This is a genomic window from Paenibacillus sp. BR1-192 (assembly GCF_029542445.1).
GTDB classification, from domain to species: Bacteria; Bacillota; Bacilli; order Paenibacillales; family Paenibacillaceae; genus Paenibacillus_AQ; species Paenibacillus_AQ lautus_A.
This window is the reverse complement of sequence record NZ_CP120718.1, coordinates 1,981,468-1,995,267: the sequence shown is the minus strand read 5'-3', so window position 1 is coordinate 1,995,267 and position 13,800 is coordinate 1,981,468. Positions and strand designations below refer to the sequence as shown.

11 protein-coding genes are annotated in these 13,800 nt (G+C 52.6%); 1 reads left to right on the top strand and 10 read right to left on the bottom strand.

The genetic code is table 11. The annotated features are described in order from the left end of the window. Positions 1-172 precede the first annotated feature (172 nt). The 9 genes from P0X86_RS08550 to P0X86_RS08510 form a co-directional block, all read right to left on the bottom strand. Positions 173-2,350 carry a HelD family protein gene (locus tag P0X86_RS08550; protein ID WP_277748311.1) on the bottom strand — a complete coding sequence of 726 codons (2,178 nt, stop codon included), beginning with the start codon at positions 2,348-2,350 and terminating at the stop codon, positions 173-175. Between the two features lie 304 nt (positions 2,351-2,654). Next, complete coding sequence (locus P0X86_RS08545) at positions 2,655-3,410, bottom strand: tRNA threonylcarbamoyladenosine dehydratase (protein ID WP_009592791.1); 756 nt, start codon at positions 3,408-3,410, stop codon at positions 2,655-2,657. A 35-nt stretch (positions 3,411-3,445) separates the two neighbouring features. After that, complete coding sequence (gene aspS / locus P0X86_RS08540) at positions 3,446-5,224, bottom strand: aspartate--tRNA ligase (protein WP_009592809.1); 1,779 nt, start codon at positions 5,222-5,224, stop codon at positions 3,446-3,448. A gap of 44 nt (positions 5,225-5,268) precedes the next feature. Then, positions 5,269-6,522 (bottom strand): histidine--tRNA ligase, encoded by a 1,254-nt coding sequence (gene hisS / locus P0X86_RS08535; RefSeq protein WP_192569309.1) that lies wholly within the window; start codon positions 6,520-6,522, stop codon positions 5,269-5,271. 768 nt (positions 6,523-7,290) lie between these two features. Continuing rightward, positions 7,291-7,740, bottom strand: coding sequence for a hypothetical protein (locus tag P0X86_RS08530; protein WP_192569310.1), 450 nt, complete (start codon positions 7,738-7,740; stop codon positions 7,291-7,293). Positions 7,741-7,817: 77 nt separating this feature from the next. Further along, on the bottom strand, positions 7,818-8,324 hold the full coding sequence (locus P0X86_RS08525; protein WP_009592768.1) for a type 1 glutamine amidotransferase domain-containing protein: 507 nt from the start codon (positions 8,322-8,324) through the stop codon (positions 7,818-7,820). A 231-nt stretch (positions 8,325-8,555) separates the two neighbouring features. Next, positions 8,556-8,723, bottom strand: coding sequence for a hypothetical protein (locus P0X86_RS08520; protein ID WP_009592793.1), 168 nt, complete (start codon positions 8,721-8,723; stop codon positions 8,556-8,558). Positions 8,724-8,823: 100 nt separating this feature from the next. Beyond that, positions 8,824-9,267: a D-aminoacyl-tRNA deacylase gene (gene dtd, locus P0X86_RS08515; RefSeq protein ID WP_192569311.1), complete on the bottom strand. Its 444-nt coding sequence runs from the start codon at positions 9,265-9,267 to the stop codon at positions 8,824-8,826. Between the two features lie 124 nt (positions 9,268-9,391). Beyond that, positions 9,392-11,569, bottom strand: a complete 2,178-nt coding sequence (locus tag P0X86_RS08510; RefSeq protein ID WP_009592739.1) for a RelA/SpoT family protein — start codon at positions 11,567-11,569, stop codon at positions 9,392-9,394. Between the two features lie 302 nt (positions 11,570-11,871). Here P0X86_RS08510 and uraA point away from each other — a divergent pair, with 302 nt between their 5' ends. Beyond that, positions 11,872-13,170, top strand: a complete 1,299-nt coding sequence (gene uraA, locus P0X86_RS08505) for a uracil permease (protein ID WP_015734044.1) — start codon at positions 11,872-11,874, stop codon at positions 13,168-13,170. Positions 13,171-13,263: 93 nt separating this feature from the next. Here uraA and P0X86_RS08500 read toward each other — a convergent pair whose 3' ends face one another. Then, complete coding sequence (locus P0X86_RS08500; protein ID WP_009592753.1) at positions 13,264-13,779, bottom strand: adenine phosphoribosyltransferase; 516 nt, start codon at positions 13,777-13,779, stop codon at positions 13,264-13,266. Positions 13,780-13,800 lie beyond the last annotated feature (21 nt).

Sequence of the window (13,800 nt, the reverse complement as noted above, 5' to 3'; positions counted from 1 at the left end):
TATCGAAAATCTGGGCTCCTCCTACCAAATGCTTGGTTAAACCCCTAGCAAGCCCCTGCACAACAAAAAAGTCCCGCAGAGGCTAACACATGCTGCCATGTGAATCCCTGCGGGACTTCCGACTCTCTCTATTGACATTCCGGGAGCCGACAGCCGCTGCGCAATCGCACGATTAGTCCGCCGGCCAACCGCTCGCCATGATCTCTGAATTCTCTGCCATGATATACGAAGGCAGCGGCTCCCCGTGCAGCAGCCACAGCTCATGCAGTGCACGCGTACAGCCTACATACATTAGCTTGGCATCCCAAGCTTTCTCCGCGTAATGCGCCCGGTCCGCATCCGCCACCACAACGGCATCGAACTCAAGCCCTTTGGACAAGTACACGGGGAGCACGGAATATCCGCCCTGATACGTTCCTTTGCTGCCATCGATCAGATTCAACATCGGCCAGGACGGGCTTAACTCCTCATGCAGCTCTTTCGCTTCCCGCAAGGTGCGGGTGAGAATGGCTACCGTCCGGTATTCCTTGGCAATGAGCGCCCCCATGGCCCGCTCCAAATCCTTCCTTCTGGCGTTCGCGGCATCATAAGGAATGAGGCGGACGGCATCGCCGCTACGGAATACGGGCACGGCGAGCAGGTCGCTTGCGACCCCCTTCTCCAGTATCCCATTGGCAAATTCAATGATCTCCATCGTGGAACGGTAACTGCGCGTCAGCGCAAAATAAGCCGTTTCCTCTTCCTTGAACAGGGAGCTCATTTCTTCCCATGCGTGCACGCCGCGATACGCATGAATGCCCTGCGACAGATCGCCTAGTATGGTGAAGGAATGTCCTCTTACGAACAGATCCAGCACAGCCACCTGAAACGGAGAGAAATCCTGGGCTTCATCGATGACGATGTGGTCAAACCGCTGCTCTGAGGAAATATCGTTCAGCAAGCAGTGGAAATACAGCAGGGCAGGCAAATCCTCTTCCCGGACCACATTCTTCTTCAGATCTTTGCGCGTTGCGGCCAGTACCTCCGGCGGAATAAGAGCGGAGAGCTCTTCGACCCAGGAGCCGGCCGCCTTGACCGCTCCAAACAATTGCTTATATAGGGAAATCGGCTCAAATTTCGGCCAGCGATTGGCATAAGCTTTTTCGCGTTGTGCCGCTTTTTTCTTCCGTTCTTTCATCACGGCCGCCGATGGCGATTTCTTCAGCTCCATCTCGACCCAGCGATGCAATCTGGCGAGCAGCCGTTCCTTTCGTTTCGCCAGCGGATAGGGCTTATATTCCTGGTAAAACCATTCCGCAATCGTCTCCTGCTTCAGGATGGCTCCATCCCATGGAGAGAAATCCCCGTCCGGAAGGGCCTCTGCTTCGATGTACTCCACGCACCGCCGCACGATATCCATCAGCCTTAAGGAGCCTTTATAGCGCCCGCTCACATTATCGTCGATATCCGGCGTCCCTTGGCCCGGTTCCGTCTCGAACCACTGATGAAGCGTCTGCGCATGATCCTCCGAGGACAGCTGAATATCAAGCAGCTTCGCCGCCCAATCGCCAAAGGTCCGCTGCTGAATATCGCCAACTCCGAGCTCGGGCAGCACATCGGATATGTAATCCAGGAACATGAGGTTTGGCGCGAATATGATCATTTTCTCGGCCGTTACCTGCTCCTTGTACTGGTAGAGCAAATAAGCCAGCCGATGCAGCGCCACCGTCGTTTTTCCGCTTCCCGCCACCCCTTGGATGATGAGGGCGGTGTTCTTGGCCGCCCGGATGATTTTATCCTGCTCCGCTTGGATCGTGGACACGATATCCCGCAGCCGGTTATCCTTGTTCTCACCGAGACGGTAGACCAAAAACTCATCGGATACGGCAGGTCCGCCGCTTTCCCGATTGTACGTGTCCGATACCCGCTCCAAAATTTGCTTGCGGATCACGACGTTTCGTTTTAAATACACAAGCCCCTCGATGATTCCTTCAGGCGCTTCGAATGAAGCCGGATCGGTACCGCCCGTAAAGGAGTAGAATAGACTCGCGACCGGAGCCCGCCAATCAATCACCATCGGGTGATCACCAGCGTCCGCCTTGTCGAAGCCTATCTTCCCGATGTAGAGCGGTTTCTTCGCCCCCGTTCCGTTCTCTTGAAAATCCAGCCTTCCGAAATAAGGCTCCGGCAAGCTTTTGGCGAGGGCCTGCCGTTTCTCTTCCCGGCCTGCCTCGAGCACCTGCTCCGTAAAATCATGGCCCGTGTATACCGGAATACCGCGCAGCCGTTCAAGCTGACGGTCAATTTCAACGATAACCTCGTTTAGCCTTGACTCTTCTTCTTGATAGGCACTTTGAAAAGATTCTGACACTTTCAGTTACCTCCTAAGAACATATTTTTTCGTATCGAAGTCTGGCTTTAGGGCCGTGACACAAAAAGGAGTTCCATTGTAGCACAACTCAACGGGATATACTAGCAAAGCGCTGTCACAGGAATTGTATTGTTTGGGTTTGCTGTCCTATTCGCTTGTCCACGGCAGCAAAAAACGCAGCGTCCATTGCTGGACACTGCGTTTGGTTAACCACGCTCAATTTTGCCGAAAGGCTGTTCTTTCTTTCTGCCTTCCTTTTGTCTATCGTTTTCTCGATCCGAGTTTAATGTGTCCTGACACCCCGTTACAACGAGACGCCGCCTTTTTCGAGCAGCTCTTTCACCGTCACGCTGACCATGATCAGTCCCGCCACAGGCGGCACGAATGCATTGCTTGCCGGCGGCTGCTTCGCCTTCCGGATTTCCGGAGCATTCTCGGGCACGATTTTCTCCGTCACGTCCTGGCGGGGTTTCATCGGCTCTTCCAGAGAGAACACGACCTTGACCCCTTTCTTAATGCCGTCCTTGCGCAGCTTGGTGCGCACGATCCGGGCAATCGGGTCCATGGAGGTTTTGGAGATGTCGGCCACCTGGAACTTCGTCGGGTCCATTTTGTTCGCCGCGCCCATGCTGGAGATGATCGGAATGCCGCGACGCAGGCACTCCTTGATTAAATGCACTTTATAAATAATCGTATCCGAGGCATCGATCACATAATCCAGCTCGTACTTAAACAGCTCTTCATACGTTTCTTCGGTGTAGAACATGTTCAGGGCGATCGCTTCACATTCCGGATTGATCAGTTTGACCCGATCGACCATCAAATCCGCTTTCTTCTGACCCACCGTCGTCGTTAACGCGTGGATCTGCCGATTGATGTTCGTGATGTCCACCACGTCTTTGTCGATCAGAATGATGCGGCCGACTCCGGTTCGGGCGAGGGCCTCCACCGCAATGGAACCCACGCCGCCGATACCGAGCACCGCCACGGTGCTGTTCTTCATCACTTCAAGGCCTTCGGGACCGATGGCTAATTCCGTTCGGGAAAATTGGTGCAGCATAATTCAAGCAACCTCCTTTATCAAGAACAACAGGCTTATTTTTTCTCGTCGCCCGGCTTCTTGGCGAGTTTGATATGCAGCTGCTCCAGCTGTCCTCCGTCCACCTGGGAAGGAGCGTCCATCAACAGATCCGTTGCGCTTGCCGTTTTCGGGAACGCAATCGTTTCACGCAGATTGGTGCGTCCGGCAAGCAGCATGACCAAACGGTCCAACCCGAAGGCGATTCCGCCGTGCGGAGGCGTGCCGTACTCAAAGGCGTCCATAAGATAGCCGAATTTGTCGTGCGCCACTTCCGGCGACATGCCAAGAGCCGCAAACATTTTCTCTTGGATCTCGCGTTTGTAAATCCGCATGGAACCGCCGCCTACTTCGTATCCGTTCAGAACGATGTCGTAAGCCTCGGCGCGTACGGCAAGCGGATCCGTATCCATCAATTCCAGATCCTCGTCTTTTGGACGGGTGAACGGATGATGCTCGGCCACATAGCGCTTCGCCTCTTCGTCATAGCTGAACAGCGGGAAGTCCAGCACCCAAGCAAACTTGTATTCGTTGTCGTTGATCAGGCCAAGCTGGCGTCCGATTTTCAAACGGAGCGCGCCAAGCACGTCGGCAACCACTTTTTTGTTGTCTGCAGAGAACAGCAGCAGGTCTCCGTCTTCGGCTCCCGTGCGTTCTCTTACCGCTTCAATCTCCTGCTCGCTGAAGAATTTCACGATTGGCCCTTTGAATTCGCCCTCTTTCACTTGAATCCAGGCAAGCCCCTTCGCTCCGTAACGGGCTGCATACGGTCCCAGATCGTCAATTTCCTTACGGGTCCAGGTGCCGCAGCCTTTAGCGTTCAAACACTTCACTTCGCCGCCTTTTTCAATGACGGAAGAGAATACTTTGACGCCGCTGCTTGCAACGATATCGTTCATTTCGATCAGTTCCATGCCGAAGCGGAGATCCGGCTTATCGGAGCCGTATTTGCCCATGGCGTCGGCATAACTGATACGCTGGAACGGCGTCGCCAGCTCAACGCCGATGGTTTCCTTGAACAGCTTCACCATCAGCTGCTCCATCATGTTCAGCAGGTCTTCCCGATCCATGAAGGATGTCTCGATGTCGACCTGGGTAAACTCCGGCTGACGGTCGGCCCGCAAGTCTTCGTCACGGAAGCAGCGCGCAATTTGGTAGTAACGCTCAAGCCCGCTCACCATAAGGAGCTGCTTGTAGATTTGCGGGGATTGCGGAAGCGCAAAGAATTCGCCTGCGTGTACGCGGCTCGGCACGAGATAGTCGCGCGCGCCTTCCGGCGAGCTCTTGGTCAGAATTGGCGTCTCCACATCCACGAAGCCCTCATCATCGAGGAAGTCGCGGAATACTTTCGATGCTTTGGAGCGCAGCATCAGCGTTTTTTGCATCTCCGGACGGCGAAGGTCCAGATAACGATACTTCAGGCGGAGCTGCTCATCCACTTCCACGCCGTCTTCGATAAAGAACGGAGGCGTTTTGGCTGCGTTCAGCACTTCGATGCTGGTTACTTGTACTTCGATTTCGCCTGTCGGCAGGTTCGGGTTGAACGTTTCCGGATCGCGCTTTACGACTTTCCCGGATACGGCCACCACGAATTCGCTGCGGACTTTATCGGCAACGGCCAAAGCCTCGCCGGAGAAATCCGGGTTAAATACGATTTGCATGATGCCGCTGCGATCGCGAAGATCGATGAACAGCACGCCGCCCAAGTCGCGGCGGGTTTGTACCCATCCGTTCAGTGTTACAGTTTCTCCAATGTTCGCGGTTGTCAGGTGACCGCAATGATGCGTCCTTTTCATCGGTTATCATTCCCCTTTAGTATAATTAAGCCGCTTTACGGCGATTAAACAAATTCCTGTACCAGGCTATCCAGCCTCACGGTTCGCTGCTCGCCGGTCTCCATCGACTTCAATGCGATTTCGCCCCGCACCAGCTCGTCGTCGCCCAGAATGGCGGTATAACGGGCTTGCAGACGATCGGCCGATTTCATCTGGGCTTTCATTTTCCGGCCGAGATAATCGCGTTCCGCGGACACGCCATTGCTGCGGAGTTCGTAGATCAATTTCGCCAATTCCCGCTCGGCGGCTTCACCCAGCGCCACCAGATAGACATCCAAAGGCTTCGAGGCCGACAGATTGACGCCTTGATGCTCCAGAATCAATTGGATACGCTCAAGGCCGATGCCGAACCCGATGCCCGGCTGATCCGGTCCGCCGATCTGGCCGACGAGACCGTTGAAGCGTCCGCCCCCGCCTACCGTATCAATCGCGCCGATGCCCTGGGCCTTGAATTCGAAGGCGGTATGCGTGTAATAGTCCAATCCCCGAACCAGTCTTGGATTGATCTCATACTCGATGCCCATGGCGTCCAGGTACCCTTTGACTTTCTCGAAATGCGTGCTGCACTCCTCGTCCAGGCTGTCCAGGATCGAAGGCGCATCACCGAACTTCCCTTGGTCCTTCTTGCAATCCAGCACGCGAAGCGGGTTGCGTTCCATGCGCGACTGGCAGTCCGAGCAAAGGCTGTCTTTCATCGGTTCCAGGAAAGCAAGCAGCGCGCTGCGGTAAGCTGCCCTTACCTCGGGCGTTCCCACGGAGTTAATCTCTGCTTTTACCCCGTTCAGTCCAAGTTCCTTGTAGAAGCTGTACCCCAGCGCAATGACCTCGGCATCGATAGCCGGATCCGCGGTGCCGAACACCTCAACGCCGAACTGGTGGAACTGGCGGTATCGGCCCGCCTGCGGCCGCTCATAGCGGAACATGGGCCCCATATAGTACAGCTTCGTGACATCGGGCTCTCCATACAGCTTGTTTTGCACGTAAGCCCGAACGACGCCTGCCGTCCCTTCCGGACGAAGAGTCATGCTGCGATCCCCTTTGTCCTTGAACGTGTACATTTCCTTCTCTACGATATCCGTCGTTTCGCCGACCCCGCGTTCGAACAATTCGGTCTGTTCGAAGATCGGTGTGCGAATTTCGCGGTAGTTGTACCTCCGGCATAGATCACGTGCCTTTTCCTCGATAAACTGCCATTTCTCGACGGCTCCTGGCAGGATGTCCTGCGTGCCTGTCGGCTTCTCGAATTTCTCGTTTGCCATCTTCATCCCTCCGCGTCCTATGACATACTCACATTTTGAACATGTCCCTTGCTAGATCTGTTTAACTATGGAAAAACTCCTAGGGAGTCATTTCTCAACAAGCCGTGAAACCAAAAAATCTCCCGTCCCGCTGTCCTAAGACAACAGGGACGAGAGATGTTTAATTTATCACCCGTGGTACCACCCACATTCCGGCGGCGACACATCCTAACATGTGTTCAACCATCCGCTTCATCCGTATAACGCCCGGCCGCGCAGTTCGGCTACTGTCTATCCCACCGGTTAACCGGTGCTTGCTTCGCCGTCTGTTCTCGGGGAGGTCATTCGTCCACTCATCAAGCGAATCCTTACAGCCAAGGGATTCTTCTCTGGTCTTGTGGGGATGGAGTACTTGTTCCCGTCATGAAATCCGTTATTCATAAATATAGTATACCCAAAACATTATATTTTTAGATTCTAATGAACCGCCGCACTAAAGTCAAGAAACTTTGTAGAAATTTCCCGAAAAAAGAAAAAGACCTACAAACCACTGTTGTAGGTCCAAAACATATATTATATAAAAAAGGGGGTCATGCTGTTATTATAAACAGGGAATATTAAAGAAAGATTGAACAAACATTACAGTTATATTACAAGCAAGAAAGCGCTTTTATGTCATAGAGTTGAAAAGGGCCGCTCCACCAAAGGAACAGCCCTTTTTTGCGTTTCGGGCGGATAAGCCCCCTCTTAGTAACTCATCGCCTGCCGCGTCTATTTGCTAATCAGACATTAATCAAATCGCTCCACATAAGCGTTATTCGCCCGCAAATCATGCACGATCTGATCATAGTCCTCGTCCCTTACCTTAACGGACAGGGTATATCTGAGATCGTCATAATCCCCGTCGGTCACGTCCGCTTCGCGCCATCCGTCGCCGGGCAGATCATCCCTGTCCGGCCGATCCTGGGCGATGTCGCGGCTGGTATCCCTTGCACCCACAATCACCCCAGGAGCCCCGACTACGCCGCCGGGAGCCCCCATCGTTGTAGCCCCTGCCGTAGCACCACCCGTGCCGGCATTGCCCCATGGCACCAGCGGCACGAGGATATTCCCTCCGCTTCGGACCGAATCCTGAAGCTGTCCTACTTCCAGCTGTTCCGTGTTGTACGTCAGCAGCCTCGTCCTTGCGCCTTCAGCGTCGTCTTCCGTCCTGAAATAAGCTTGAATTTGTCTAGACATGTCCATTCCTCCTTTTTTTCAACCCGCGTGTTTGAAAGATCGGTATTACATGGACAACCATACAGCTAATTTAGCGCCTACAGCGCTTTTAACAGCTCGCGCACGAAGGCCGGCTCGTCTTTCGGAGTCCGGGACGTAATGAAATTCCGATCCACGACGACTTCCTCATCCTTAAAGTTGGCGCCGGCGTTTACCATATCATCCTGAAGCGGAGGATAGGAAGTGATCGTGCGTCCCTTCAGCAGGTCGGCGCTTGCCAAAATTTGCGGCCCGTGGCATATCGAGGCAATCGGTTTGCCTGCCTTGTCCGCTGCTGCAACAAACTGCAATATATGGGAATCCAGACGCAAGTTTTCCGGAGAAGAACCGCCTGGAATAACCACCGCATCATAATCGTTTATGTTGACGTCCGCAATGGCTTTATCGGTTGTGTAGGAAGCCTTGCCCTGTTTGCCCTTTACCTCTTGTCCTTGTTTCAATCCAATGATATCAGCCTGATGCCCCGCTTCCTTCACGGCATCGTAAGGAGTTTTCATCTCGGAATCTTCGAATTGGTCGGCTAGTAGAAATGCTACTTTACTCATCTGGCATGTCTCCTTCCTGAAATGTCCTCGATTTGTTATTACCCTGGAATCTCTTTTTTATAACAGCGGAATTCACGAAAAAGGCCCATGAACGGAGCTTGGCTGCAACAGGCATTGTCTGAAGGAAGCTTTGAGTATGGCGATGATCGGCGAACGCCAAAAAGAGCCTGAGATCATCTCAGGCTCCGCTTATAAAAATCCGCATTTATGACACGCGACGCTGTGCTGAATCTACGATCGGGGCAGCTGCTTCCGCATATTTCCCTTGATGCTGATGAGCTGTGCAGATTCTTCCGGCGCCGAAACCATCCGTTCCGTGCTGGCTGCTTCCCTGACGCCTCCGGTCCCGACCGTCGCAGGCAAACTGCTCCATATCGAAAATTTGGGGGATTGACGCATTTCGTACGGCTCCTTTATTTGCGAATAACAACCTTCGATTATTCACTCAGGATGCCCCATCTCTCCGATATGATGCATGCTGCTATCCTTTCCACGCAGGTTAGGATCGGCTGTCGATAATTAGCGTCACCGGTCCCCAGTTGGTCAACGACACGTCCATCATCGCTCCGAACACCCCGGTCTCCACCTGCAATCCCTTCGCCGAAAGCTCGCGGTTAAACGACTCGTACAATGCATTCGCTTCATCCGGTTTTGCGGCAGCCATAAAGTTCGGCCGCTTTCCTTTGCGGGTGTCTCCATAGAGGGTAAATTGGGACACCGACAGAATCGCTCCGCCCACGTCCTGGACGCTGAAATTCATTTTTCCGTCCTCATCCTCAAAAATCCGCAGCCCCGCTACCTTTTCCGCAAGGTATTTGGCATCCTTCTCTTCATCCTCATGCGTCACGCCGACCAGCACCATCAATCCCGCTTCAATCTTGCCGACGATTTCATTATCCACTGTGACTTGCGCATTCTTGCATCGTTGAATGACCACTCTCATCGGTTTAGCTCCTTCATCTTCAAAAAATAAAACGGCCTGTCTCCCTCAGGATAACAGACCGCATTCGTATTATCCTCCGGGATCGTCATGAACCCCGGGACCATTCCCTTAGCGCATCGTGCCGTCACTGCATGATCCGATGAACGGTATACACATCCTTCACCCGCTTGATTCGTTCCACTACGGATTGGAGATGATCCGTATTGCGAATCAGGATGGTCATGTGGATCATGGCCATTTTGTTCTTGTCGGATCGACCCGTGACGGCGGAAATGTTCGTCTTGCTCTCGGAGACGGCCTGAAGGACTTCGTTCAGCAATCCGTTGCGATCGTGTCCCGTCACTTCAATATCGACGCTGTAATTCGCTTCGACGGCCGTTTCCCATTCCACCTCAATCACGCGTGCCGCATCCTCGCCCTCATCCGTTGTCGGCAGATTCGCGCAATCCGAACGATGGACCGATACGCCGCGGCCGCGGGTTACATAGCCTACAATATCATCGCCGGGTACGGGATTGCAGCATCTTGCGAAACGCACGAGCAGGTTATCAATCCCTTTGACGCGGACGCCGTTGGTCGGGCGGCTGCGCTTCTCGGCCGGCTTGATTTCCTTCATCTCGGAGGTTAATTCAAGCTGGTTGGCTTCCTCCTGCTCCTTGCGCAGCTTCTCGGTCACCTTCGTACAGATCTGCGCGGCAGTGATACCGCCGAAGCCGACCGCCGATAGCATATCCTCGATATCATTAAAAGCGAATTTCTTGGCCGCTTCCATTAATTTATCGTCCGTCGTCCACTCGGACACGTCAAGACCGAGGCGCTTGATTTCGCGCTCCAGCATCTCGCGGCCCTTCTCGACATTCTCTTCGCGCTTCTCTTTCTTGAACCACTGCTTGATTTTACTTCGGGCATGCGAGGATTGGGCAATCTTCAGCCAGTCCTGGCTTGGACCGTAGGAATGCTTCGACGTCAAAATTTCCACGATATCGCCGGTTTTGAGCTGATGATCCAGCGGAACGATTCTTCCGTTGACCTTGGCACCAATGGTGCGGTTTCCTACTTCGGTATGAATTCGGTAGGCAAAATCGAGGGGAACGGAGCCGGAAGGCAGCTCGATCACCTCGCCTTTTGGCGTAAACACAAACACCAAATCCGAGAAAAAGTCCATTTTCAAAGATTCTACAAATTCCGACGCATCCTTCGTTTCATGCTGCAGCTCCAATATCTCGCGGAAAAACGTCATCTTGTTGTCGAAGCTGCCCCCGTTGCCTGCTGAGCCTTCTTTATACGCCCAGTGTGCCGCGATACCGAACTCCGCCGTTCGATGCATCTCCCAGGTGCGGATCTGAACCTCCGTCGGCTCCCCGTTAGGCCCTACCACCGTCGTGTGGAGGGACTGGTACATATTCGTTTTTGGCATGGCGATATAATCTTTGAAGCGGCCAGGCATCGGCTTCCACAGGGTGTGGATGATGCCGAGCGTGGCATAACAATCCTTGATATTGTCCACAATAATGCGGATTGCAAGGAGATCGTAAATTTCGTTGAACTGCTTGTTCTTCACCGTCATTTTCTTGAACACGCTGTAGATATGCTTGGGTCTGCCCGACAAATCGGCTTGAATGCCCATCTCGTCAAGCTTCTCGCGGATGCAGACGATGACGTTGTCGATGTACTGCTCCCGCTCCGCACGCTTCTTGTGCATCAAATTCGCAATGCGGTAATACTGCTGCGGATTCAAGTAACGAAGCGCAATGTCCTCCATCTCCCACTTGATCGCGGAAATACCGAGACGATGGGCTATCGGACAAAAGATTTCCAAGGTTTCATAGGAAATGCGGCGCTGGCTCTCCTCGGACTGGTACTTAAGAGTACGCATATTATGAAGCCGGTCCGCCAGCTTGATGACGATTACGCGGATATCCCGTGCCATGGCGATAAACATCTTGCGATAATTTTCGTTTTGCTGCTCTTCTTTGGATCGGAATTGGATGCGTTCCAACTTCGTTAAACCATCCACCAGCATTGCGCAGGTATCCCCGAAACGCTCGCGGATCTGCTCGAGCGATACGGTTGTATCCTCAACGACATCGTGAAGCAATGCAGCAATAATGGACAATGTGTCCATCTGCATGTTCACCACGATGTCTGCAACCGCAAGCGGATGAAGAATATAAGGTTCTCCCGATTTCCGCACTTGTCCGTGGTGGGCTTGCTCCGCAAATTCATAAGCTTCCTGGATGCGGAGAAGATCGGGTTCTTTTATATAGGCGCTGGCCTTTTCGAGTAATCGCTCTATGCCCATTTTGGAGTCCTTCTCTTCCCTTTCTATATAAAATGGAACCCGCCCTTGTCAAAACGTGCAGGTTCCCTCGTGATTGTTTTCCTATCATTATGACGCTTGCGGCGTTATACGTCAACATGTGGAGCGCTCGGTCACTTATAGTATGCCCTTTTCCTGCACGGGGACATCAAAACATGACATGAATTGAATATTTTGACGAACTGTAAAAATTATTGTTGAAAAAACGAACGATTGTATTTAATCTATTAAAGATCGTACGCGAACGGTCCTATATTTAAAGTCCTATAGAGGAGTGAAATGGTTTGCAACGTGAAATTCAAGTAGATGAGAAGCTTCCGTTTGGTCCCGGGTTCCTTCTGAGCCTGCAGCATTTGTTCGCCATGTTCGGAAGCACGGTGCTTGTACCGAACATATTCGGCGTGGATCCCGGCATGATCCTGCTGATGAACGGTATCGGCACGCTGCTCTACATTTTTTTATGTAAAGGAAAGATTCCGGCCTACCTCGGCTCCAGCTTCGCCTTTATCTCACCGGTGCTGATCGTACTGGCAGGCGATCCGGAAGCCAATTACGGCAAAGCCTTGGGCGCCTTTATCGTGACGGGTATTATCTTCTGTATTGTGGCGTTCATTGTCAAATATGCGGGAACCAAATGGATCGACTTCGTCTTCCCGCCTGCGGTTATGGGTGCCATCATTGCGATGATCGGGCTTGAGCTTGTTCCGGTTGCAGCAGGCATGGCTGGTTTTTTGCCGGAAGAAGGGCAATCCATCGATCCTAAAATCATTACCATCTCGCTCGTTACCCTCGGAGTTACGGTGTTGGGTTCCATCTTGTTCCGCGGCTTCGCCAAAATCATTCACATCCTGATCGGGATCGTGGTCGGATATGCGCTTTCCTTCGCGCTTGGGGTCGTGGACACGGAAAAAATCGCAAACGCGAAGTTCCTGTCGGCTCCGGAGCTGACAACCCCGGTTTTTGATAGCGGGGCGATCTGGACCATCATTCTGGTTTCGCTCGTAGTTATCGTGGAGCACATCGGCCACCTGCTGGTCACCAGCAATATCGTGGGCAAAGACCTTTCCAAGGATCCTGGCCTTCACCGCTCCCTGCTCGGCAACGGTATTTCCACCATCTTGTCCGGATTCGTTGGTTCCACGCCGAATACAACGTACGGTGAAAATATCGGGGTCATGGCTTTGACGAAGGTGTACTCCGTGTTTGTCATCGGAGGCGCCGCCATTATTGCCATTATTCTTTCCTTCTCAGGAACATTTTCCGCCGTTGTAGCGAACATTCCAACACCGGTTATGGGCGGCGTGTCTCTCTTGCTGTTCGGGGTAATCGCAGCTTCCGGCCTACGGATCTTCGTGGAGCAGAAGGTGGATTTCTCCAAAGCAAGCAACATGATCTTGGCTACAATCGTACTGGTAACAGGAATCAGCGGCGTAACCTTGAAGATTAACACGGTCGAGCTGAAGGGTATGGCATTGGCGACCATCGTAGGTGTCATAATGGCTGTCCTCTTCAAACTCTTCGAAATTACCGGGCTCTCCAATGAAAAGAATGATGAGCCGCTCGTGGAAAAAACGCCGGATTGAACCGACAACTTTATTGCAAACAGAAAAATGCCCTGAGCTGATTGCTCAGGGCATTTTATTATTTCCCGGGAAAATCAGGAAGAATAGTGTCGTTTACTCGTACTGCATCAACGTAAATACATCGATGTCATCCAGCTTCGAACGGCCGTTCAAATCCGTCAGCTCGATCATGAAAGCAGCGCCAACAACGTTCCCGCCCAATTGACGGATGAGGTTAACCGAAGTCGCAATCGTACCGCCTGTTGCAAGAAGATCATCCGCAATCAATACATTTTGCCCTTTCTCGATTGCATCGGTATGCATCGCCAAGCGATCTTTACCGTATTCGAGGTCATATCCCACTTCAATCGTTTCGTAAGGCAGCTTGCCGCTTTTGCGAATGGGCGCGAATCCCACGCCAAGCGCGTAAGCCAGCGGAGCACCCACGACAAATCCACGGGCTTCGGGACCAGCTATCACATCAATTTTGAGATCGGAAACCAAGACCTTCAGTTCCTCGATGGCTTTGCGATATACCTCACCATTCTTCAGCAGTGTGGTAATATCCTTGAAGCTGATCCCCGCTTGCGGAAAATCGGGAATGACACGAATATAATCTTTAAAATCCAAAATAATCTCCTCCTGTATAGT

What these genes read in the sequence shown, in the direction of transcription:
- aspS (WP_009592809.1), bottom strand. Translation starts at nt 5,224, where the DNA reads ATGAAAAGGACGCATCATTGCGGTCACCTGACAACCGCGAACATTGGA.
- P0X86_RS08510 (WP_009592739.1), bottom strand. Translation starts at nt 11,569, where the DNA reads ATGGGCATAGAGCGATTACTCGAAAAGGCCAGCGCCTATATAAAAGAA.
- P0X86_RS08530 (WP_192569310.1), bottom strand. Translation starts at nt 7,740, where the DNA reads ATGTCTAGACAAATTCAAGCTTATTTCAGGACGGAAGACGACGCTGAA.
- dtd (WP_192569311.1), bottom strand. Translation starts at nt 9,267, where the DNA reads ATGAGAGTGGTCATTCAACGATGCAAGAATGCGCAAGTCACAGTGGAT.
- P0X86_RS08545 (WP_009592791.1), bottom strand. Translation starts at nt 3,410, where the DNA reads ATGCTGCACCAATTTTCCCGAACGGAATTAGCCATCGGTCCCGAAGGC.
- P0X86_RS08525 (WP_009592768.1), bottom strand. Translation starts at nt 8,324, where the DNA reads ATGAGTAAAGTAGCATTTCTACTAGCCGACCAATTCGAAGATTCCGAG.
- P0X86_RS08520 (WP_009592793.1), bottom strand. Translation starts at nt 8,723, where the DNA reads ATGCGTCAATCCCCCAAATTTTCGATATGGAGCAGTTTGCCTGCGACG.
- hisS (WP_192569309.1), bottom strand. Translation starts at nt 6,522, where the DNA reads ATGGCAAACGAGAAATTCGAGAAGCCGACAGGCACGCAGGACATCCTG.